The organism is Sphingobacteriales bacterium, from assembly GCA_016706405.1.
GTDB lineage: Bacteria > Bacteroidota > Bacteroidia > Chitinophagales > UBA2359 > BJ6.
The window spans coordinates 180,671-203,502 of sequence record JADJJT010000003.1; the positions used below are offsets into that span (position 1 = coordinate 180,671).

General features: G+C 40.0%; 18 protein-coding genes, 1 tRNA gene and 1 pseudogene. 12 read left to right on the top strand and 8 right to left on the bottom strand.

From position 1 onward, the window contains the following. Positions 1 to 340 precede the first annotated feature (340 nt). Together IPI59_12640 and IPI59_12645 are read right to left on the bottom strand one after the other, a co-directional pair. The gene (locus tag IPI59_12640) at positions 341 to 736 is read right to left on the bottom strand and encodes a hypothetical protein (protein MBK7528372.1); all 396 of its coding nucleotides are present in this window, start codon (positions 734 to 736) and stop codon (positions 341 to 343) included. Between the two features lie 51 nt (positions 737 to 787). Further along, the gene (locus tag IPI59_12645; protein ID MBK7528373.1) at positions 788 to 1,582 is read right to left on the bottom strand and encodes a T9SS type A sorting domain-containing protein; all 795 of its coding nucleotides are present in this window, start codon (positions 1,580 to 1,582) and stop codon (positions 788 to 790) included. Between the two features lie 70 nt (positions 1,583 to 1,652). Between IPI59_12645 and IPI59_12650 the strand changes: the two are divergent. Next, positions 1,653 to 3,114: pseudogene (locus IPI59_12650) on the top strand (IS1182 family transposase). A gap of 244 nt (positions 3,115 to 3,358) precedes the next feature. Here IPI59_12650 and IPI59_12655 read toward each other — a convergent pair. After that, positions 3,359 to 3,883 carry a GNAT family N-acetyltransferase gene (locus IPI59_12655; GenBank protein ID MBK7528374.1) on the bottom strand — a complete coding sequence of 175 codons (525 nt, stop codon included), beginning with the start codon at positions 3,881 to 3,883 and terminating at the stop codon, positions 3,359 to 3,361. A 617-nt stretch (positions 3,884 to 4,500) separates the two neighbouring features. Here IPI59_12655 and IPI59_12660 point away from each other — a divergent pair. Together IPI59_12660 and IPI59_12665 are read left to right on the top strand one after the other, a co-directional pair. After that, complete coding sequence (locus IPI59_12660) at positions 4,501 to 5,268, top strand: IS5 family transposase (GenBank protein MBK7528375.1); 768 nt, start codon at positions 4,501 to 4,503, stop codon at positions 5,266 to 5,268. A 460-nt stretch (positions 5,269 to 5,728) separates the two neighbouring features. After that, positions 5,729 to 7,147 carry an RtcB family protein gene (locus IPI59_12665; protein ID MBK7528376.1) on the top strand — a complete coding sequence of 473 codons (1,419 nt, stop codon included), beginning with the start codon at positions 5,729 to 5,731 and terminating at the stop codon, positions 7,145 to 7,147. A 97-nt stretch (positions 7,148 to 7,244) separates the two neighbouring features. Here the strand turns inward: IPI59_12665 and IPI59_12670 are convergent, their stop codons facing one another. Next, positions 7,245 to 7,766: an FKBP-type peptidyl-prolyl cis-trans isomerase gene (locus tag IPI59_12670; protein ID MBK7528377.1), complete on the bottom strand. Its 522-nt coding sequence runs from the start codon at positions 7,764 to 7,766 to the stop codon at positions 7,245 to 7,247. Positions 7,767 to 7,964: 198 nt separating this feature from the next. On the opposite strand from IPI59_12670, the gene IPI59_12675 reads away from it, so the two are divergent. The 9 genes from IPI59_12675 to IPI59_12715 all read left to right on the top strand — a co-directional run bounded on the left by IPI59_12675 (position 7,965) and on the right by IPI59_12715 (position 16,593). Continuing rightward, on the top strand, positions 7,965 to 9,020 hold the full coding sequence (locus IPI59_12675; GenBank protein ID MBK7528378.1) for a patatin-like phospholipase family protein: 1,056 nt from the start codon (positions 7,965 to 7,967) through the stop codon (positions 9,018 to 9,020). Between the two features lie 44 nt (positions 9,021 to 9,064). Continuing rightward, a complete protein-coding gene (locus IPI59_12680) occupies positions 9,065 to 10,882 on the top strand; it encodes a cyclomaltodextrinase N-terminal domain-containing protein (protein MBK7528379.1) in 1,818 nt (605 codons plus the stop codon). A gap of 125 nt (positions 10,883 to 11,007) precedes the next feature. Further along, positions 11,008 to 11,078 (top strand) — tRNA-Gln (locus IPI59_12685). A gap of 76 nt (positions 11,079 to 11,154) precedes the next feature. Next, a complete protein-coding gene (rlmB, locus tag IPI59_12690; protein MBK7528380.1) occupies positions 11,155 to 11,892 on the top strand; it encodes a 23S rRNA (guanosine(2251)-2'-O)-methyltransferase RlmB in 738 nt (245 codons plus the stop codon). A gap of 98 nt (positions 11,893 to 11,990) precedes the next feature. Continuing rightward, positions 11,991 to 13,091, top strand: coding sequence for a DUF3078 domain-containing protein (locus tag IPI59_12695; GenBank protein ID MBK7528381.1), 1,101 nt, complete (start codon positions 11,991 to 11,993; stop codon positions 13,089 to 13,091). 188 nt (positions 13,092 to 13,279) lie between these two features. Beyond that, a complete protein-coding gene (locus IPI59_12700) occupies positions 13,280 to 13,993 on the top strand; it encodes a hypothetical protein (protein MBK7528382.1) in 714 nt (237 codons plus the stop codon). A gap of 44 nt (positions 13,994 to 14,037) precedes the next feature. Further along, positions 14,038 to 14,664: an MCE family protein gene (locus IPI59_12705; protein ID MBK7528383.1), complete on the top strand. Its 627-nt coding sequence runs from the start codon at positions 14,038 to 14,040 to the stop codon at positions 14,662 to 14,664. Positions 14,665 to 14,726: 62 nt separating this feature from the next. Then, positions 14,727 to 15,479: a septal ring lytic transglycosylase RlpA family protein gene (locus tag IPI59_12710; protein ID MBK7528384.1), complete on the top strand. Its 753-nt coding sequence runs from the start codon at positions 14,727 to 14,729 to the stop codon at positions 15,477 to 15,479. Between the two features lie 46 nt (positions 15,480 to 15,525). Beyond that, complete coding sequence (locus IPI59_12715; protein MBK7528385.1) at positions 15,526 to 16,593, top strand: tetratricopeptide repeat protein; 1,068 nt, start codon at positions 15,526 to 15,528, stop codon at positions 16,591 to 16,593. A gap of 243 nt (positions 16,594 to 16,836) precedes the next feature. Here the strand turns inward: IPI59_12715 and IPI59_12720 are convergent, their stop codons facing one another. From IPI59_12720 to IPI59_12735, 4 genes are all read right to left on the bottom strand, one after another. Then, positions 16,837 to 17,310: an RDD family protein gene (locus IPI59_12720; protein ID MBK7528386.1), complete on the bottom strand. Its 474-nt coding sequence runs from the start codon at positions 17,308 to 17,310 to the stop codon at positions 16,837 to 16,839. A 598-nt stretch (positions 17,311 to 17,908) separates the two neighbouring features. Next, a complete protein-coding gene (locus IPI59_12725; GenBank protein ID MBK7528387.1) occupies positions 17,909 to 19,468 on the bottom strand; it encodes a hypothetical protein in 1,560 nt (519 codons plus the stop codon). A gap of 662 nt (positions 19,469 to 20,130) precedes the next feature. Further along, positions 20,131 to 21,726, bottom strand: a complete 1,596-nt coding sequence (locus IPI59_12730; protein MBK7528388.1) for a DUF1501 domain-containing protein — start codon at positions 21,724 to 21,726, stop codon at positions 20,131 to 20,133. A 76-nt stretch (positions 21,727 to 21,802) separates the two neighbouring features. After that, positions 21,803 to 22,795, bottom strand: a complete 993-nt coding sequence (locus IPI59_12735) for a cadherin-like domain-containing protein (GenBank protein MBK7528389.1) — start codon at positions 22,793 to 22,795, stop codon at positions 21,803 to 21,805. Between the last annotated feature and the right edge of the window lie 37 nt (positions 22,796 to 22,832).

A 22,832-nucleotide genomic window follows, 5' to 3' on the forward strand; every position in this document is an offset into this window, starting at 1 on the left:
TGACCGCTAACGGAAAAGGCTTTGCGTTGGGCGGTTTACAAAGAGCAAATTTACATTATATTTTTTAGTTTTATTAGAAAATTCTTCCCTTGAAATAATACTTCCGCCCGCACTTCGACAAGCTCAGTGTAACGCCTAACCGTAAAGCCGTTGTTGGCAGCGGTGTGGATGTTTTACGCGCTCCTGATGTTAAACGAGCACTATTTTTTGTATTAATTTCCCCACCAATGTTAATAGTTAAAATATAACAACCTCTCGATAGTTGCCTAACCGAAAATTGTTTTTCCTGTGTTTCAAAAAGCGGCTGCTTTATCTTGTCAGTTAAGCGATAAGCTGTCCGTTAGTTGCGCTTGTTTTTGCATGTCACATTCTCAGAGTAGCGAACATTTTTCGAGTTCTTCAAAAGCTCTTTACTGTCCGAAATGAATTTAGATTGTTCCTCTGTATTTAGTCCTGAAAGTTTGAAGCAAAAATCTGTTTCACCTTCTTTTCCCCAATTAGCAACTTCATACTCTACTTTTACTTTGTTCTTGACTTCATACTCTTTTATGAAATCCAAATACTGTTGTTTCGCCCTACCGTTTATTCCAGAACCAATGCTAAAGAATGAAACATTGAAGCGATAAATAGATTCGGTAGTTTGTTCGCTGTTAGTGGTATTGTTCTCCGTTGCTTTTTTTGTGCAATGGCATGACATCAAAACAGTAAGAGATAGTGCAAATAAGAAATTGTTCATGTTATTATTTTTAAGAAAACCAACGGGGTTTCGCCCCGTTGGTTTAGGTTGTTATTTGGTTACAAATATTTTTTTAGTTGCGCTTTTATTTCCGCTATTCACTTTCAAAAAGTATGCGCCGCTTGATAAGTCGCTAATGTCTATCGTTGAATTACCCCTACCATAACTACCAAGTTCCTTTACAGTCACCCCTAACATATCAACGATGTAGGCAGTTGCGAAAGATGATCCTTTGAGGTCAATGCTTAAAGAGAAACTAGCATTGTTAGGATTTGGGAATACCGAAATTGCGTTTGAGAAACTAATATCTTGTATGGCGCTTGGTACTTCACATCCTAAAGAGGTTAGCAATCCCGAACGCGGTCCATTTAAAACCGCGTCCATTCTGTCTGCTTGTCCAGCGGTAAACATGTGCATACAATTATCATCAACGTAATCCATGTAGTTCATATACATTTCACCATCTGAACCAGAACCGCATTGATTATTCGCTCTGTGTGGAAATGGAGGGCAACCATAATTTGCATCTTCTGCGGGTTCGGTGTCCGCAACAAAATCATCACCGCATAATGTGTCTGCCCAAATGTGTCGTAAATTTAGCCAGTGCCCTACTTCGTGTGTGCCTGTTCTACCACCGGCATTTGCTGTAAATATCCCGGCTCCCGCAGTTCCTTCAGTGCCAAACGCTTCATAACGAATAATTATTTTGTCTAAGTTTGGCTCGGTAGATAACTCGTCAGGAAATGTAGCAAAGCCCAATGTTGTTCCGTCAAGGTTCGCAACATATAAATTCAAATACTGTGTGCCTGTTGCACAACTCAAAGGTAGTGAAAAATTAATATACAAAAAAAATTTGGTGAAATATTTTTAAAAAGAATAGGAAAATTCAATAATTTGTAGTATATTTGCCTGCATTATGCAAGGACGAAAACAACTGACCCTGCAACTATTTTACCAACTAAGTTTGAACCAATTAGTTCCGGAAGATAATTTTTACCGCCGAATAAACAACCACCTCAATCTCGATTTTCTGTACCCAGCTACCAAGCAGTATTACGGCTCCGAAGGGCAGCAAAGTATAGACCCGGTGGTGTTTTTCAAAATTTTGTTGGTGGGCTACCTCAACAATATCAACAGCGACCGCGCTTTGCTTGCCTACTGCAACAACTGCCTTGATGTTCGCCTGTTTTTGGGCTACGACCTCAACGAATCGCCGCCAGCACTCGACCATTAGCCGCACACGGCAACTGTTTACGAGGAAGTATTTTTGGGTTTATTCAGAAAAATTCTGTCGCTTTGCGTAAAATCCGGAATGGTGCGCGGCAAACGCCAGGCGGTCGATAGCGCCTTCATCAAAGCCAATGCCAGCATGGATAGTTTGGTCGAAAAAGAGGTTTTAGAAGATGCCTCGGCCTTTGTGTCGGAATTAGAAGAAAACAGCGAATTTAAAGTAACTACCGAGCGCAAAAATTGGTAGAGCGGCACCACAAATGGAAAGAAGAGGCCTACAAAGATATGCCCGCCGGCAACAATAAATCCGGACGTTTAGATGAAGATGGCCATGAAATTCGGCCTAAATTTTTAAGCAATCACACGCATTATTCGCCTACCGATCCGGATGCTAAAATAAGCGTAAAGCCCGGAAAAGCCCGCCAGCTAAACTATTCGGGGCAGTTGGCCGTTGACGATGCGCACCATGTCATAACGGGAGCTTGCGCCAGCACATCGGGCAGCAAAGACAGTGCCATTTTTGGCGAAATCATGAACCAAACCATCGCAAATTTCAAAGAAAACGGCTTGGAAATGGAAGAGGTTTTGGCCGATGCGGGTTACAGCAGTGGCGAGAGTTTGCAGTATTGCGAGGCGCATCATATCAACGCATACATTCCAAATTTTGGGCAGTACAAACCCCAACGCGAGGGCTTTGTTTTCAACAAAAAACTCAACCGCTACCGATGTGAAAAAGGGCGGCAACAAGGCTATTTTGACCTTCAAAGGCACAAAACCGACAGCAAAGGCTACACCAAAAACGTTTATCGCAGCAGCGAAAGCGATTGTGGCAAATGCCCCCTCAGAGCCTTGTGTTGCGGTGCGGTAAGCAAATTCAAAAAATTAGACGACAGCATTCACAAACCCCTGTACGACAAGATGCACCGCAAACTCAACAAAGACAAAAACTACACCCGATTTTTAACCAAACGCCGAAGCTCAACCGTTGAGCGGTGCTGGGAACGCTTATCAATCATCACAACATGAAACGAGTGAATGCACGAGGAATAGCCCAAGCCAATAAACACGTTTTAATGGCGGCTTTGAGCTATAATTTGAAGAAACTGTTAAAATTTATCCGGAAAATGCCCAAAATGTACGCTCAAATGCCCCAGTACCTGCCAAATTGGGCAGCAGGTATTGGTTTCTTCAAAATTCACTTTATTGGGCTTAATTAGGTTCATTTTAAGGCATTCAAAAAAAGGAACTTCCATTTATTTGTCCCGAAATTAAGACTTGCCTAAAACGCGGCAAATGTAGCTACGGCGGGCATTTTAGCCCAAAAACCCGCTTTGTAAAGGGAGGGTTGTGCAACGGTTACCGATGTTAGTGGCAGCCTTTTTTGTCATACGATTAGCTTTTTAATTTAAGTTTCATCATTATGTCCGTCTGTTCGTCATTGCCAAGTTTGAAAATATGTTTGTCAAACTCTACAAAACCGTTTTTCTTGTAAAAGTTAATCGCTCTCGGATTTTCTTCCCAAACGCCTAACCATACAAAGTCAGAATTTCTCTGCTTGGCGACTTCAATTGCTTTGTCATACAGAAGTTGTCCAACACTTTTTCCGTGAAAGTCTTTCAAAACATAAATTCGTTCAATTTCAAGTCCTTTGTCGTCTTGAAGTTCAGTTTGAGATTGCCCAAAGTTAAGTTTCAGATAACCAATTACATTTTCGTCAAGAGTCGCAAAATAAAACTCTGCGTTATTGTCGTTAAGTTCATTAGTCAATTTATCAATAGAAAATCCTTCGCTTAAATATTTCGTCATATTTTCTTCAGTATTTCCTGTCGAAAAAGTTTCATAAAAAGTTTGTCTACCAATTTTTTGTAATTGGTCAATGTCGTCAAGTGTTATTCTGTCAATTTTTATTTCTGTCATTTTTTTATTCTGTCGTTGAGCTTTGGGAAGGTTGCCACTAACGCCCGGGCTTTGCGTTGGGCGGTTTACGAAGCACAAATTTACAATACATTTTTAAGTTTTATTAGAAAATTCTTCCCTTGAAATAACACTTCCGCCCGCCTAACCGTAAAGCCATTGTTATATAAATGTTATTTTATCTGCCTGCAAGTTTATACTTTCCAGATACTTTAGCACGACAGTCGGCACACTACTTCCGCTGGCCGAGTTAATAGTTCCGGAAAACTACTAAGTTTTCAAGCGACCTACAAAATTGCAAATTTTTACTGTGTTTTCCTATAAATTTTTCTGATAATTTTATATAACATCCGGATAGACGTTTATGCCTATCTTTTTGCCTTCGTTTTTATAAAAAAGTGGATATATTTGGATGCTCACGTCGCCAAGTTTACAATTATATTAATTAGCGGCAATATTATAGTGTCATATTGAGAGACTGTCTAAAAATTAAAAATTGGCATGCCAGTCCTAAAAATTGATAGGAAAAAAGTTATTAAAAGAGATGTGAATAAAAGACTATCAGTTTGACGTTTAAATAATAATTCATAGCTTTATGAAAATCAAACACATAAAGTAAAATGAAAACCTACCCAAGCAGTCTCACCGATAGTCAATGGAGTGCAATATTAGGCATTTTAGACGACAAACGGAAACGAAAACACAGTTTAAGAGAAATTTTTAATGCGCTGTTCTATTTGCTTAAAACTGGCTGTCAATGGCGCATGCTGCCGTTCCATTTTCCGTCATGGAAGCTTGTTTACTACTATTTTACCAAGTGGAAGAAGGATGGGACGATAGAACTCATCCATGAAATACTCAGGGATAAGACTCGAAAGCAAGCAGGCAGGGCTTCATCGCCAAGTGTTGGTATAATTGATAGCCAGAGCGTAAAGACAACAAGCGTCGGAGGCTTGTGCAGAGGGATTGACGGGGGGAAAAAAGTTAAAGGCAGAAAGCGGCATATTATTGTAGATACAATGGGACTACTTTTAGCGGTTGTGGTTCATGCGGCAAATGAGCATGACAGTAAATCAGCCCCAATGGTTATAGCTGACCTCAGAGGCAGGTTTTGCAGATTGGTAAAGATAGTAGCTGATGGCGGGTATAGAGGCGAGTTAATTGAAAATACCCGCAAAACGTTTGGGTGGGTGGTTGAGGTTGTAAGTAGATCGAATACAGCCTCGAAATTCGAAGTATTGCCAAAAAAGTGGATTGTTGAAAGAACTTTTGCATGGCTCGAAAGCTATCGAAGATTGAGTAAAGACTTTGAGTTCCAAACCGAAACGAGCCAGACAATGATCCAACTTGCCATGATAAAATTGATGCTTAATAGAATTAGAAAATAAAATTTAGACAGGCTCTGAAAAAAACAAGTAATTTGCAGAATTATGTTAAATATTTATTTTACAAATATTAATTAACAATACTTATGCGTCATTTTGTTAGTTCTACCTCCCTTTGGTAAATAGTTTTCCGAACAAAATTGTGTGCTTTTAGGAGATAAAATTCAAATTTGGAACTGAAATTTACCAATTATGGTTACTTATTTCAAATTTAGCAAATACTACCTGCCCACTATCCTACCCTACTAACGGATAGACCAAAATTTGAAAATTTTATTTGTCCGGATAAAGATTTTTTGCGCTGTTATTGCTACCTTTAATCCGGATAAAAGCTAAATCTGTTAATCCGGATAAAAGCTAAATCTGTTAATCCGGATAAAAGCTAAATCTGTTAATCCGGATAAAAGCTAAATCTGTTAATCCGGATAAAAGCTAAATCTGTCACAATTTCACTCAACTCACAATGGGAAAAAATAAATTACAAATTAAAGACCTGCACGCCATCGGCTACCGAATAGGCAGCGTGGTAGGCATTGCGCTAAATATTGTTCAAACTAATTTTAGGCATCGTGCAAAAACAGAGAAATTGGCTTTGTTGAAGGCTGTCTTTGACAACCCAAACGAATACATTAACCACAACTTGTTTAGCCCAATTGCCCATGCTTTATTAGCGCCTTTAACACAAAGCAGCGACCAAGCAGCCGAAGGCAAACAAAATGAACTCTTACCTAATGCCTTGCCTTTTGATGTTTTTGGCCAAAATTTTATTGAAGAGGGTGCCATGCAGCAAATGTTTACTGCCATGAAACTGCCCATAACCGTTGCCGGCGCTTTAATGCCCGATGGACACCAAGGTTACGGCCTACCCATTGGAGGCGTATTGGCTACCAAAAATGCAGTTATTCCGTATGGCGTAGGTGTTGATATTGGTTGCCGCATGTGCTTAACGGCTTACCAAATACCGCCCGAAGTATTAAAACAAAAAACAGACGATTTTGCTAAAATATTGCTCGACAATACCATTTTTGGCGCAGGTGGGCATTTTAAAAAACCTATGGACAATGCTGTTTTTGAACGCGAAGAGTTTAAATATATTGATATTGCCCGCACCATGAAAGATACTGCAGTAGCACAAATTGGCACCTCGGGAAGCGGCAATCATTTTGTTGAATTTGGTATTTTAGAATTAACCGACCCTAACAACGAATGGCAACTTGAAGTAGGTAGTTATTTGGCGGTTTTGTCGCATTCGGGGTCACGGGGTTTGGGTGCAAAAATTGCCAACCATTTTACCAAATTGGCCATGCAACACTGCCGTTTGCCAAAAGAAGCGCAGCATTTAGCTTGGCTCGATTTAGCTTCGGGCGATGGGCACGAATATTGGGCGGCCATGAATTTAGCAGGCGATTATGCCTCGGCTTGCCACCACCAAATCCATTTCCGGATTCAAAAAGCATTGGGCGAAAACCCAGCCTTACTAATTGAAAATCACCACAATTTTGCTTGGAAAGAACAATTGCCCGATGGTACGCCCGTTATAGTGCATCGCAAAGGTGCTACACCCGCCGGAAAAGGTGTGTTGGGCATAATTCCGGGCAGTATGACAGCACCCGGCTATATAGTGCGCGGCAAAGGTTTGGCAAACAGTATCAATTCGGCATCGCATGGGGCGGGGCGGCAAATGTCGCGCAATGTGGCCAAAAAAAGCATATTGCCTGCCGATTTTGATACTCACCTAAAACAACATGGCGTTACCCTAATTGGCGGCAATATAGACGAAGCGCCCATGGCCTACAAAGATATTAATATGGTAATGGCGGCACAAAAAGCCTTGGTGGATGTGATAGGAAAATTTATACCGCGCATTGTTAGGATGGCATAGTTGCCTTATGTGCTAAAAACAAAAAATCCGGATAAGTTAAAATTTATCCGGATTTTTTTAGCCTGTCTCAAGCAACTAATATATTTATATATTTAGCTTATTGTTGTGCGCCATCCATTGGGGCAACCTTAATCAACTCAATATCAAAAACTAAAACAGAATTGGCAGGTATTTTATCGCCCATAGAACGTTTGCCGTAAGCTAATTCAGAAGGAATTACTAATTTACCTTTTCCACCGGCTTTAAACATCGGAATACCATCTTGCCAACCTTTCACCACACTACCCAAAGGAAAGGTAATAGACTGGCCACGGCCATACGAAGAGTCAAACTCGGTGCCATCTAATAAAGTGCCGCGGTAATTTACCTCAACTTTGTCTTTTAAGGTTGGGTTGGGGCCAGTTCCTTCTTTTTCAACTATATAATATACCCCCGATGGTGTAGTTTTAGCATTAAGGTTGTTTTTTTTAAGATATTCGGCAATTAAGCCATTGTCGACATCGGTTTGATTGACAGCAACAGGCGTTGTTGTTGGTTGTTGGGTGTTTGTATTGGTGCTGGCAGTATTGTTTTCTTTTTTGGCTTGATTACAGGCAGTTAAAAGCAAAACGGTTACCATAAAAGATAAAAACAAAATGTTTTTCATAAATAGATTAATAATTTTTAAAATTTGATTTGTTTGAAGGCTCAAAGGTACGCAATTTTTATAAAAATTACTTATTATTGCACTTTGTTTGCCTTGTAAACTATAATTTTGTGTGCTTGAGATGAAGCATTTCAAAGCGTTATTTTTTCTACACTCAAATAATATTTTATTATGTCATTATTTAAAATTTTAAGTATTGATGGTGGCGGAATCAGAGGTATTTTGCCTGCTCAGTTATTGGCTGCCATCGAAGCTAAACTTCAACAAAAATCTGGAAACAGCCAAGCTCGCATAGCCGACTATGTTAATTTGGTAGCCGGTACAAGTACTGGGGGCATTATTACCACGCTGTTACTCACTCCAAATGAGCAAGGAAGGCCAAAATATGCAGCCACCGAAATTACCCAGTTTTATAAACAGTACGGCAGGCAAATTTTCGCCGACTCGTTTTGGCGCAAATTGTACACTTTAAACGGGTTATTTGGGCCAAATTATTCGGCTAAAGCTTTTGAAACCATCTTAAAAGATTTTTTGGGCGACAAAACTAATGCCGATATGCTTCGCCCTTTCATTGTTACAGCTTTTGAAACCGCTCGGGCAGAATCAGTATTTTTTTCGAACAGGATGAAACAAAAGGCAACCACAGTACAGCGCGAACGCGCCATTGAACCCTTTTGGAAATTTTATATGCGCGATATTGTTCGCTCAACAGCTGCCGCACCTACTTATTTACCGCCTGCCTGCATTTCTCCTATCGAAAATCCGTCGTATAAATATAGCCTAATTGATGGCGGCGTTTTTGCCAATAATCCGGCCATGTGTGCTGTTATTGAAGCCATGAAGACCCCTTTTGCCGCCAACGACAATGCACAAGCTCCAAAACCCAACCAATTAGTGTTAATATCTTTAGGTACAAGCAGCAGCCCCGTTGGCCACGATTACTCGAAAGTTAAAGATTGGGGTAAAATTAAATGGATTAAACCTGTGCTTAATTCTATGATGGTTGGCAGTGCCGATACGGTCGATTACCAATGCCGCAAACTTTTTGAAGCACATGGCTTAAAAGAAAATTATATTAGAATTGACCCGCCACGGGGCAACGCTTCTGCTGATTTAGATGATGCATCAGATAAAAATATTCAGGCTTTAATAGCTGCGGGTAGTGCAGTTGTAAGCACAAGCAAACAAAAAATTGATGAAATTGTTAATTTGCTTTTAACTCCCTGATGCGATATTTATTTATACATTTTTTTATTTGCTGCTTGTTCTGTTTGGTTTTAAAGCCATTACATGCAACAGCCAACAATGAAATTTGGCAAGTTTGCCCGCCCTCGTGGTGGGTAGGTATGGCTAATCTGGAATTACAGGTATTAATTTACGGGAAAGAAATATCCAAGGCAAGACCTAATTTAAAAAACTATCCGGATGCCGATTTGACAAGTACCATGCAACTCGAAAATCCGGATTATTTGGTGCTTAATCTCCGGATTAAACCGAATGCCAAACCCGGAAATCTCCTTATTTCCCTACAGTTTCCCGATAAATCAATACGAAATATTAGCTTCCCCATTGAAGCGCGCGGCGAGCAACCCCAAGCAATTACGCCCGCCGATGTAATGTATTTACTAATGCCCGACCGCTTTGCCAATGGCAACCCAGCTAACGACATTGTAAAAGGCACGAGCCAATCTGCCATTTTTCGCGACTCGATTTTTGCGCGACATGGCGGCGATTTACAAGGCGTGCTAAACAAGCTCGAATACTTGCAAGATTTAGGCGTTTCGGCACTTTGGATGAACCCATTTTTAGAAAACGACCAGCCTTTTCAATCTTATCATGGCTATGCAATTACCAATCATTACGCCACCGACCCGCGCTTGGGCAACAACCAATTAGCGTTGGATTTAGCGAACGAAGCTCAAAAAAAAGACATTAAATTGGTGCTCGACCTCATATTTAACCATATTGGTAGCAACCATTTTTTATATAAAAGTCCACCCCAGCGCGATTTTTTTCATTGGCATCCTAATTTTGCTCGCACTAATTACAGGGCGCATACCCTTTTTGACCCTTATGCTGCAAAACAAGATGCTGCCTTGTTTTTAAACGGCTGGTTCGACCACCACATGCCCGACCTCAACCAAGACAACCCCATTTTAGCCAATTACTTAATCCAAAATACAATTTGGTGGATAGAGTTTTTACATGCCGATGGACTTAGGTTAGACACCTACGCCTATTCATCGCCAACATTTTTGCAAAAATGGGGAGATGCTGTTTTCAAGCATTATCCGGATTTACACGTTTTTGGCGAAACATGGGTTCAAGGCGAGGGGGTTCAGGCTTATTTTGCCCAAAATATATTGCAAACTTCGTTTAAATCGCGCATTAAATACCTCACCGATTTTCAGTTTTACCAAGCCCTAAACCATGCACTTACTACCCCATTTAATTGGGACGATGGCGTTTGCCGCTTGTACCATACCATGGCAAAGGATTATCTGTACCTTGACCCCAGTTTGCATGTAATTTTTGCCGACAACCACGATGTAAGTCGCTTTTTATCGGTTGTGAACGAAGATTTTGACAAGTTTAAAATGGGGATGGGCCTATTGTTTACCATGCGCGGCGTACCTTGCTTATATTATGGAACCGAAATTTTAATGAAGAACCTCGCTAATCCGGATGGATTGGTGCGCAGCGATTTTCCTGGAGGATGGCAAGACGACCCTGTAAACAAATTTACAGCCGAAGGCAGAACTTCTAAAGAAAATGAAGCTTTTAATTATATCCGGAGTTTGGCGCGTTGGCATAGCCAAAACGAATATTTAAAATCCGGAAACTTAAAAATGACCCAATTCATTCCCGTTGAAGGCGTTTATGTGTATGGTCGTTACAACAGCGAATACGCATTTTTAACCTTTGTAAATAGCAACGACAAGCCCTACCCTACTGCTTTTAGCCGCTACGAAGAATGTTTAGGCAATTTAAAATCCGGAAGAAACATAATTACCAATGAAACAGTTCTGAAAACCGCGCCTTTAGTATTGCCGCCGCTATCAACAACTATAATTGAGTTTAAAAATTAAGAAATTTAAGCCCGCACATTTAATTTTTATTTTATACATGTTTGCTCGTCCAAGTTGAAAAAAAATTTAGAGGTAATATTTTGCAGTTTCAACAAAAGCCTGTATCTTTGCATCCGATTTTACAGAGACCTGTGGTGTAATGGTAACACAGCAGATTTTGGTTCTGTTATTCTTGGTTCGAGTCCAGGCAGGTCTACTGGTTTCATAGGTGCCTTTGTCGGTTTAATCTGGCAAAGGCTTTTTTTATTTCGTTTAAATAGCAACAAAGCATTATGGCAGCACTACAAGCACAATTAATATTTGGCCGTCATCCAATTATTGAAGCACTTCAAAATGGGCAAACGTTTGACCGTATCTATGTGCAGCAAGGCATACATCCGGCATTTATTAAACAATTGCGCGGTTTAGCCGAGGTTGCCGATGTAGATGTGCAAACAGTTCCGGTAGAAAAATTAAACAGACTCACGCGGCAAAATCACCAGGGGGTTGCCGGATTTACGGCCTTGATTACCTACCATGAAGTAGGTAATATTGTACAACAGGCTTACGAATTAGGGCAAACGCCTTTGTTGGTAATTTGCGATGGCATTACCGATGTAGGCAATTTTGGTGCCATAGCGCGCACAGCCGCCGGCGCCGGGGTACATGGTTTGGTTATTACACGAAAAGGGTCGGCACCGGTAAATGCCGATGCCATAAAAGCCTCGGCAGGTGCCTTAAATAAATTGCCCGTTTGCAGGGTTCGTTTTATTGACAAAACCATACCTTTTTTGCAAGAAATGGGCTTGCAGGTAATTGCCGCCGATGGCAAAGCTAAAACTCTATTACAACAAATTGATTTTAAACAGCCAACCGCTATTATTATGGGCGCCGAAGATGAGGGCGTTAGCCCGGCGCATTTGGCTTTATGCGACAAGGTGTTTAAAATACCCATGCCGGGCAATTTTGATTCGTTTAATGTTTCGGTGGCTACTGGCATGGTCTTGTATGAAGCTATTAGGCAGAAATAGAAAAATTGGGAATAATTTTTTAATATATTTTGTTACCAAAATATAGATAACCGTCTTTATTTTACAATTTGATATTTTTTTAACATCCACCAGTAACTATGAACAGATTACCTATTTTAAAAATGGCAATAATACTGCTTGTTTGCAGTTTTGCTACTACCCAAATTTATGCCCAAAGCAAAGGCAAAACTATTACCAAAACCACCGAAACCAAAACCGAAACCAAAGCAAACAGCAGCGACTGGAAAAAAGGCGGCACCGGCAGGTTAAGTTTTAGCCATTACAATTATACGCAATGGGCGGCTGGCTTGGGCAATGCCAGCAATATTGAAGCAAATTTAGGCTTATTTGCCGACATGGTCAAAGGCAAAACCTCGTGGAATAATGCAGGCGAATTTAAATTGGGTTTTGTCAATACCGAGAACTATAATAAATTTGTTAAAGCCGCCGACCTGCTAAAACTCGCTTCGACTTTTAACTACAAAATTACCCCCAAATTAGATTGGACAACTCCTTTGATTTTTGAAAGCCAATTTGCCAAAACTATAATGTTCAGCAAATTTCCGGATGCACAGGGCAGCCCTGTCGATTCGGTTGTTGTGGCTAAATTTGCAGCCCCGGCAACCATTACCCTATCTACGGGTGTTACTTGGCGGCCAATTGAAGCCGCAAAACGCAACGCACTTGATTTTAATTTGTTTTTTTCGCCGGTTACTTTTAAAGGCATTTTAGTGAACGACGATGCTATTGGTTTACTAAAATCGGCCAGCGACCCCAACGTAAATATTTATGGCAATTTAATATCGGGCAATGAGTTTCAAAAATTGCGCCCCGAAGCTGGTGCGCTTGCCCGTGCAGGTTTTACCTACAAAGGCGTTAAAAATTTAGTAATTACTTCCAATTTAGAAGCATTTTACAATATTTTATCGAACAAATTTAAAGATATTAAACGCAAACAATCATTTGAAGATATTGATGTAAAATGGGGTAACAAAGTTGATTTAAATGTTCCGGTAACCTTGGCAGGTAAAACTTTTAATTTTAATGCTACTTATGAAATGGGGCTGGTACACGACAACGATATTGAAGTTTACTCGTACAACAGCGACAAGCACGCCCGCGAAATTAAAGACACTAATATTCAGTTTATGAATTTTATAGGCATGGGTCTAACCTATCAATTCGGGTATAAAAAATAAATAATTTACAAGTAATGCCAAGCCGCTTGCCGAAAGTTTTTAGCAAGCGGCTTTTGTTTTTGTATTTTTTTACTAAAAAATAAACAATTAGCGTGTAACTTTGCCGAATCTTGAAAAGATATTCTATGAATTAGAATTGCAATTATATAAACAAACTAACACATTATTAATAACCAAAAGGAAAGCCCATGAAAAGTCAATTCTTATTTACCTTGTATGCCTTTTTGACCCTTAGTTGTGCCGTGATATTGCTTAATGCTTGTAACACAAAAAACAATCCGGATAAAAATAAGCCTGCAGGCGATACCCTCAAGACAAACGTTGATACAGCCAAACAACAAAGTTTGCTAGCTGCCGATTCAACGGCAAAAATCACCCCAACAACCGACACCTCCTCCCTGCAACAAAAACCAAGCAGTACCGACACTGCAACTACTAAAAACCAACCAACGAAAAGCGAAAACACGCAACAATCGGGAAACAAAAAAACGGCATCGGCACAAGGCAGCGCAAACAATGCGGATAAAATTAGAGCCAATCCACAAGTATTGACGGGCATGGAAGAAGAAATCAAAAAAAGAAATAAAGATGTATTGCTGCAAGTTGAAACAGCCGACATGCCCGATGATATAAAGGCGGGGGCCGGATGTAAAGCATCCTTGAAAATTATTGAACCCGATGGCTGCACCAAATATACCCATACCGAAGTAAAAAAAATAAGCGACAAACATTTTGCCCTCTACGTACATGGCAGCAAACCTAAAGGCGACATACAATGTATTCAAATGATTAAAGAAAAGGAGGTTACGGTAAAAATTCCGGCAACAAAAAAAGGCGCATATAAAATTGATATTTACTCGCAAAAAGATTTAATGAAAACGTTTCAGTTAGTAGTTAAATAAATCGCACACCATACATCTTAAATATTTTTACAATAACATTGTTCATGGGAAAAATATTTTTAAATTTTGGTTTAATTTTAATTGTGACTGTTGCCCTCGCCGCCTTAACTAACTGCGATGGTTTATTAAGCAGCCATTACACCGTTCATATTGTACTTGACCGCGCCAATGGCCTTGAAGAAAACAGCGAAGTAAAAGCAAACGATTTGCTGGTAGGCAGAGTGGCAGGTATCAAGTTGCATCCTAAAGGAGTTGTAGTCGAAGCTAATATTAAAAACGAGGCGCAACTTACAAAAGGAACTACTGCGCAAGTTATAACCGCCGACTTGTTGGGCTCGAGACCATACCTGAGTTTAGAAACCAACCCCAACAGCAATGAGTTTTTGGCAAACAACGATACTATTTATGCACTTAATTCCTCCGGATTTTTGATAAATACGGTAGCTAAAGAAATTCTCGAAAAGATAAAAACAGAAGGCAAAGCCACTTTAGACAGCTTAAGGAAAATGAATCCGATGATAGATACGCTGTTTAATAAAAAAACGTGGCAATCATTTTTAGATAGTTTGTCGAATATTAAAAATATAGACCCCGCCCTCGATTCATTGCGAAATGCTTTAAATAATGCCGGCGATGCTATCCGGAAAGAAATGGATAAAATTGGAAACTAAATTGTATCTTTGCCTTGCGTAATATTTTTCTTCTAAACCTTAGCAAACCCCGCCCATTTTTTATGAAATTATATCTTATTTTTGTTTTTGCAATTATATTATTAACAGCCAATGTTTTTGCGTTAACAGCCCAAGAAGGAAATGCAACCTATTACCATGGCCCTGAGTTTCATGGAAAAAAAACCGCATCGGGCGAGTATTACGACCAATACGCGGCAACCGCCGCCCATAAAACTTTTCCGTATGGCACCGTTGTGCGCGTTACCCGAAAAGATAACGGCAAATCGGTATTAGCACGCATTAACGACCGGTGTGCAGGAACAAATAACACCGTTATTGATTTGTCGAGGCGTTTGGCTACCGAATTGGGCATTTTAATAGATGGCTCTGTACCCGTAAAAGTTGAAAAAGCTACAGAAACAGAAAAATCAAAATTTTTAACTAAAAATCCAAAAGCTAATTTAGTGCCGCCGGCAGCCTTATCTCCCGGAGTTGACGGCTTTACCAGAGCAAAAATATTGACGGCAATTAATTTACGAGGCGATTATTACATACAAATTGGAAACTTTAATGCCAGCCACACCCCACAACGTGCAGCCGATTTAATGGCTGATTTAGGTTATATCAACATTGCCTTATACGACACCAAAATTAATAATGTCCCCACCCGAAAAGTTTTAGTAGGTCCTTATTCAACCGAAGCCGATGCTTTGGTTGTTAGGCGTGCCATTGAAAAAAACACCAATATTGATTGTTTTATCGTAAACTCGCACAAATTAAATATTGCCAATGAAACCAACCCCTCGTCACATTGATTAATCATATAATTACAACCTTAATTGCCAAATTTCTGTTTTCAAAATGTCATCTACACAAATAGCTAACCTTGAAGCACAAATAGCACAAGCACCTACCGAAGCCGAAAAAATTAATTTATGGCAACAGGTGGCACAAATTCAATCCGAAATTTTTAATTATGAAGCAAGCATTGAAGCCCTGATAACCGCAATTGAATTGGCCAAAACACATAACCCGCCACAAGTGCCGGCGCTTAAAAGCGAGTTGGCTGTGGCTTTGGGCAGGGTGGGTCAGCCGCAGCAAGGCTACGATTTGGCTATTTCAGTCTTAGAAGAAATAAAAGATGGCGATGACTACCATCTTAAAGCCGCTACATTGCGCCGGATAGGAATTTTATGTTATGAAGCCGAGCAGGCCCCACAAGCGGTTGACTTTTTAAAGCAAGCAATAAATGTAATAGAAACCCATTTATATACCGATTTGCAAGCCCCAGCACCCTTGTTGTACGGCAGTGCGCAGGCATCTTTGGGCGAAGTTTTGCTAACTATGCGCCAGGATAGCGATGCACTTACCCATTTAAAAAAGGCAATTCCCGTTTTTGAAGAACACAACGAACCCATGCGATTAGGTTTGGTTTATAAAAACCTGACCGAACTAATGAATAGAAATGGCAAATTAGACCAAGCCTTGCAATGCGCGCAACATGCCGGAGAGGCTTTCATCGGAGCTGATATGCCCGAATTGGCCGCGCAGCAATTTAGAACTATTGGCCGCTTGTACGAACAAAAAAGCCAAAACGAAAAAGCCATAACCGCCTTTGAACAAGCGTATGAAATTGCCCAAATTAACGACCTTTCTTTTGAAATGGCCGATAGTTTGTACCAAATTGGTTATGTGTATGCACTAATGCGCCGATGGCCTACCGCGCTCGATTATTACGAAAAAGCCTTGCCATTGGCTCAAACCGCCAACGACGACCTGTTAGTTGATACCATTACCGACAGTATTGCTGTAGCCCAAAAAAAAGTACTTGGGCATACCACCCGACCAAGCGACGATTTGCATTTACCCAAAACCGATGATAATACAGATGGTCTTTTTGGCAAATTTAAATCGTGGTTCAAAAAATAAGAAAATTGAGGAAAAGCTAAAATTAGTTTGATTTACGAAAACATGTAAGTCAATATTTATTGCCTTATCCGGATGAATTTTATTTTTTCCGGACGAGGACTGTTTTCAAATCACAACTAAAAAAATTAAGGTAAAAAAAATGAGCAACCTGCTGCCAAATTGCTCATTTTTAGAGGGTAACAAATTATTTTCCGGACAAAAATAGTCTGTATTGGTAAAATATTTTGTTCTGTCAATAGGTAATTATCTTACTGACCGTGGGTCGTCTTTATCTGTGCTTCCGGAATAAGATTTTTTTGTGTTAAATTGGTTCTGCGCGTTGTGAGCAATCGCAATTTCAGATTCTTTTACACTTTCGACTACTATTGTCGAGGCCATAATATCGTGCAGGGCTTGGTTGCGCTCGGTAAAAAAGGCCATAAAATAACCTATAAACAACGTTATAGTCGAAACCCATTTGCCGGCATTGCGGCCAACTGAGTGCATAAAGCCAAGTTTACGCCCCTTTGTATCGACAACTTTTAAATTCATCACCATTTTTCCGAATGTAGCCTGGTAAGATGAACTTTCCATAACAGCAAAGTATAACACCATAATTAGCCACGAAAAGCTACCTGCTTTGGTATAAAATACACCGGTTAAAATAGATACAATCACCCAGTCAATTATACAAGCTAAAATGCGTTTTCCCATATTTGCATACTGTATTTGCGTCATTACTGGACCAGATTTGCTGCCAGTATGCTGCTTTTTAGTATAGGCACTTTCTTTAGATGGGGCTTCATTTACGGTGTTATCGAAGGTGTGTTTAAAAGATGGTTTGCGGTAATTCCAATAGAAAGTAAAAATTCCACGTGCAAAAAAGTTTTCAAGCGTGTCGGTTGGAGCTACGGGTTGGTGTTGTTTGGTATCGGGGTCTATAAAGGTTAAAGCCCAGTTGCCCATGAACAGCTTAGTATTAATTTTTTTAGCCGAATTAAGCAAGTCTTCAAACTCGGCAAACGAGTGCGTAATTATATGTGCTTCTTGTTTGGCGTACAAGTCAATCAGAACAACGGGTTCCATTTGCTTTTCGTTCATTGTGTTACTTTGGGTAATATTTATAGGTTGTTAAGAAATATTGGCGATAATCTTTCGCAAAATTAAATGGTAAATGCAAAATGTTGTTGTAAAGTTTCATTTTAAAAAAAATTTTTTCATTTTGCCTTGCGTTTATACGAAGTATAAAATGTTTTGTGCAGTTTGAGCTAAACACAATAAAAAATTTAATATCCGGATAAAATACGATTATTGTTTCATACATGTGCTTTGTTAATTAATAATTTAATGAAAATGTAACAGCAAACCGCCAGTCTTTTACGGTGTTATAGGTGTATTCGAGGCTAAGCACATTGTCGTAAAACGAAAAAACATCTAAACCCAAGCCGCTTCCGTGTAGCCATTTATTGGCAAGCGAATTATTGTTTAATTGGGCAAAGGGGTCGCGTACATAAGCAGTTTCGGTGTAAATTTTAAGTAGCAGCGACACCGGAATTGTGCGCAATTGCCTCAACTTAATAAGGTTGTTTTTTATTTTAAGGTCAAACAGTTTTAATCGCAACGAAGTTCGCCCTAATAAAAAATGCTGCCCGTTAATTACATATTGCTCATGCCCGCGCACATAGTCGGCACCATAGCCTAATCCATTCTGCAAAATAAATGGCTGAACCTCTGGAAAAGATAATTTAGCACGCAAATTTACAGCGCCATACCATTTTTTGCCAAAAGGTTTGTAATAACTGCCGTTGATATTAAGTGCAATTAAATTTAGTTCGTTGGGCAGCAGGCCAATTCCATCTTTGCCAATATGCAGCCTAAAATAATAACCATCTAAAGGGTATGCCCAAATATCGCGGTGGTCGCTTGTAAAAGCGTAAAACAACGATATATATTGTTGTTTGTTTAGTGCATTGCCCAAAAAATTGCTGTTAATTGCTTTCAACGAATCTTCAACCGTATGATGATAGTAGCTAATATTAAAGGTGTTTGACTCGTGTATTGATTTTCGTTGCCGCAATTCAATACTACCTCTAAACCTGTTCCATATATAATAATTGTCGTGCCGGTAAAAAATCAGGGCATTATTGGCAGCGTTAACAGCCGTTTCGGTGCGGGCGTGGTAGGCAACCGAGGGTACAATAGTTAAGGTTTGTGCTTTGTCAATAGCGGCAATCCGGTAACCCAACTCAAAAATTTTAGTAAACCCAAATTGGGCAGTAGCGGCTAATCTTTCGCGTCTTCCCCTAAAATTATAATCTATAAATTTAATGCCATATTCGGTGCGGCGCAAATCGCGGGGTTTGCCGGTTTCGCCCTTCCACCACACATTAAAATTGCGGTCGGTTAGCTGAAAAATAGGCATGGGGTAAATGTACCATCGCTCTTCAACATCAATTATTAGCTGAATATTATAGCCTTGCCAGCCCGAAATTTTAATGCTTACGTCGTTAAATAATCCGGTATTAAATATTTGATTGCGGTTTTCCTTGATTCTTTCTTCAAAATTGCTTCGTTTTAAGGTATCGCCGGTTTTAAAATCGAGTTCCCGTACAATTATGGGGTACCGGGTCCGTTTGTTGCCCGAAACATCTATTTGAGTAATAATAAAATAAGTTAACGTATCGTTTTCAGTGGCTGAAATGGTATTAGTGGCAATTTTTTTTTCCGGATATTGGGGCGAATTGGCAAACGTATCAATAGTATCCGGATAATTTATTGTTTGAAGTGTTTGCGCCTCTACCCAAACAAAACCCCCGAAAAAAATAAGCAAACTGCTTGCAACTATTGCCTCTACGTGCCCGTACCATATTTTTAAAAGAAAAAAAATTATTCGCATTGGATAAGTTGATGATGCCACCCAATTTTACTCCTTACTTTGCTTTATATCCAAAGGACGGAAAACCCAAGTGTAAAGATGTACCCTAAAAAAGTAAACTCACCTAAATTAGGGCCAAAAATTGTCAAATTTAATTAAGTTGCAAAATTACACAAAAAAGGGCAGCCCTTGTGCGGACTGCCCTCAAACCCCATTTATGAACGCTATATCTTTTGCTTTGGTTGTATGATGATGGATTTAGATTGTATTTTAAAAAGAGGGCAGTTTTTAAACCGCCCTCAAACCCCATTTATAAACGCTATCTCTTATGTGCAGTGTGTAGTAGTATGGTTGTGATAAATTAATGTGCTTTAGCGTTGTTTATGGTAAGACGTTAATAAGCTCGATTGGTTTAATTTATTTTTCTTCGCTGTTTTTATTTTTAACGCTAAAAAGTAAGCGTTCGTTTTACTAAGGTTTAACCTGCTTACAGTTATGATAGATGCTTAAATCCATTAAGCGTTTAATTTTGGGTTAAAAAATAACATGTTTTAACACCTCATTTGCTTGATTTTTTTGAGAGCCAAGACAAGTATAAAAGCGCAACTTAAACTGAAGTTTAAATTTGTGCTTTTGATTAAAATAGTGAATTACTACCCTTTTAATCTTCAAAACTACTTAGGTTACAGTTTTGAAATGCCAATGACAGAATTAACCAACCCTTGTTGAAGCCGAATATAATATTGGCCAGCCGGCAAGTTGTGCGAATCAAAAATTACTTGGTGTTTACCGCTCGCTATCGATTTTTTAATTAAGGTGGCAACTACCTGCCCTGTTGTATTAATTACCTGCAACAACATTTGCCCCCCTCCCGATATGTACTCGATGGTAGTTTGGCGTGAAAATGGATTGGGAGAGGCCGAAATCAAGGCTACTGCCCCTCCGGATGTTGTTTGAGGTAACTGCTCCTCAATATTGGTGCTAACACAATCGCTTTGGGCAATAAAGGGCAATAGCGTATAATTGTCAAGCATAATATTGGTTGCTTCGGCTTCGGGAATACAAAACCAATGGCGCAAAATGGTAGCATACACCTGTCTAAAATCGTATTGCAACGGCAAATTGTCGTCTTCGTTTGGATTAAGCGGCAACTGAGGGTTGGTGCCCATAATGCCGGGCAGCACATTTTGGCCAAAAATAAACATGGGAGCGGCTGCGCCGTGGTCAGTTCCAAGGCTATCGTTGCCAATTATGCGCCTACCAAATTCCGAGAAGGTCATAGTTAAAACACGTTCAGCTACACCCAAGCCCGATAAATCTTTAATAAAGGCATTGGCAGCACTGCTTAAAATTTGCAATAGTTGGGCGTGTTCGCCAAGTGTGTGGTCGTCAAATTCAACTTGACTGTCGTGGGTGTCAAAGCCGTCAAGATGCACCAAATAAAGCCGGGTTTTAAGGCCGCCGGCAATTAGTCGTGCAACAATGGCTAATTGGGCAGCCAAATTGGTTTGAGGGTAGGTTTGCGTATTGGTGTTGGCGTTGTATGCCTTAGTTACCACCGCATTATACAATTTCGATTGCCTCGATATGTCGCGAACATATTGCAGCTGATGGCCTGCGGGCGTATCGGGGGTTGGTTGGCTTAGGCCGTCAGCTAATTCGTAAAAATATTCGGGGTCCGAAATAGCATAACTCATGCTGGTAATTGGCCCTTGGAAAGCAAGCGAAGTGGCATAGCCAATTTCAATGGATAAAGGGTCGGGCATTTCTTCGTTCGGGTAATAAGTCGGAAAATCGGGATATTCGTTGCTTAAATAGCGGCCTAACCATCCGGTTGGCAGAGTTTGGTCGGCATTAGCACCTGTCATCCAAATATCTGTTGACCTGAAATGTGAATAAGACTGGTCGGGGTAGCCAACAGATTGTATAATGCGCACTTTGCCGTCGTTGTATAGTTTTTGTACGCCGGATAAAGCCGGATGAAGCGCCAGTTTGTCTTCACCGCTCAAACTTAATAATTTACTGTCGGGTAAAATAACCTGCGGCCTTGCTTTGTTTAGTATGCTAAGCTGGTCAAGCGGTACAACGGTATTTAATCCATCGTTACCACCACCCAATTGAATCATAACCAATACTTTGTCGGTATCGGTGCCCTGTAGCAGGGCATTGCCAAACGGCGAGGTAGTTAATGCTTTTAGGCCAAATCCGTTAAATACATTGGCTAATACAACGCCTGCCGATGCCGATGCTGTGTTTTTTAAAAAGTTACGACGGTTCATAATATTTTTTGTAAAAAAGTGATATTAAGAAGGAAGAATAGACTTGAAGAAAGAATGAAAATGCCCGGAAATCTTACTATTTACTTCCGGATTTTTTTACGGTAAAAATAACTTTTCCTTTGGTACATGCGCCGTTATAATCGCAAATCTCGTAGGTCATTTCGTCTTTTCCCGTAAAGCCTTTATTTGGGGTGTAGGTAATTTCGGTGTTCGAATATTTTGCTTTGCCATTTTTAGGTGTGGTAACGCTCATAATACGCGGTTTCAGGCATTTTTCGGGGTCATAATCGTTTTCTAAAACTTTAACTTCGGTTTTGCGCATCCCAATAATAGTAATTTCGTCGGTAACGGCTACGGGAGCTTTGTTTTCGCCATCTTCGGGCAGCACGTAAATATACAGGTTTTTACTTACAACATGATGATACCCGCAAACAGGCCCTTTATTTTCATAAACTGAAAAATCTAAGCGGTCGGCCCCCATAAATCCGTCAGCAGGTTGGTAAGTAATGACACTGCTGTCGGCACTCATAGTAATTTTGCCCTGCATTGGAAATTTTCTGTTGGGTGTGGCGCGGATGATATGCTTTTCAAAACTGGCCGTGTGGCTTTGCCCTTTCCGGATGAAAACCTCTTCGGCTTGCGGAAACCCTCCGGCAACGGGTGGGCATTTTACTACCAAAATTGTTGCTTGCGAGCAATCTTTTTTAGGGTCGCAAATTTCGTAAACAAATTCGTCGCCGCGTTCGTCTTGGGCGGCGTAGGTATAGGCAATTTTATCAACACCTTTTTCTTGAATTACTTTTGCTTTTCCGTTTTTTGGTTCGGCAACAATTTTTATGCGGTGTACTTCGGGCGAGTAACCCATTTTGTCGTTTGTTAACAAATTAAAAACTGTTTCGCGTTCAGAACGCACTACAAAAGTATCGGCAATAGCTGTTAGTTTAATAGTGGCAAGTTCGTTATTGGTGGCACCGGCAGGGGTAATTTGTGCCTGCACTTTGTTTAACTGAAAAAAAACAAGTAAAAATAATAAAATGATGTTAAAACCGTTTATTATGTAATTGTACATTTATCCTTTGGTATTTAAGCTGTAAATAAATAAAATT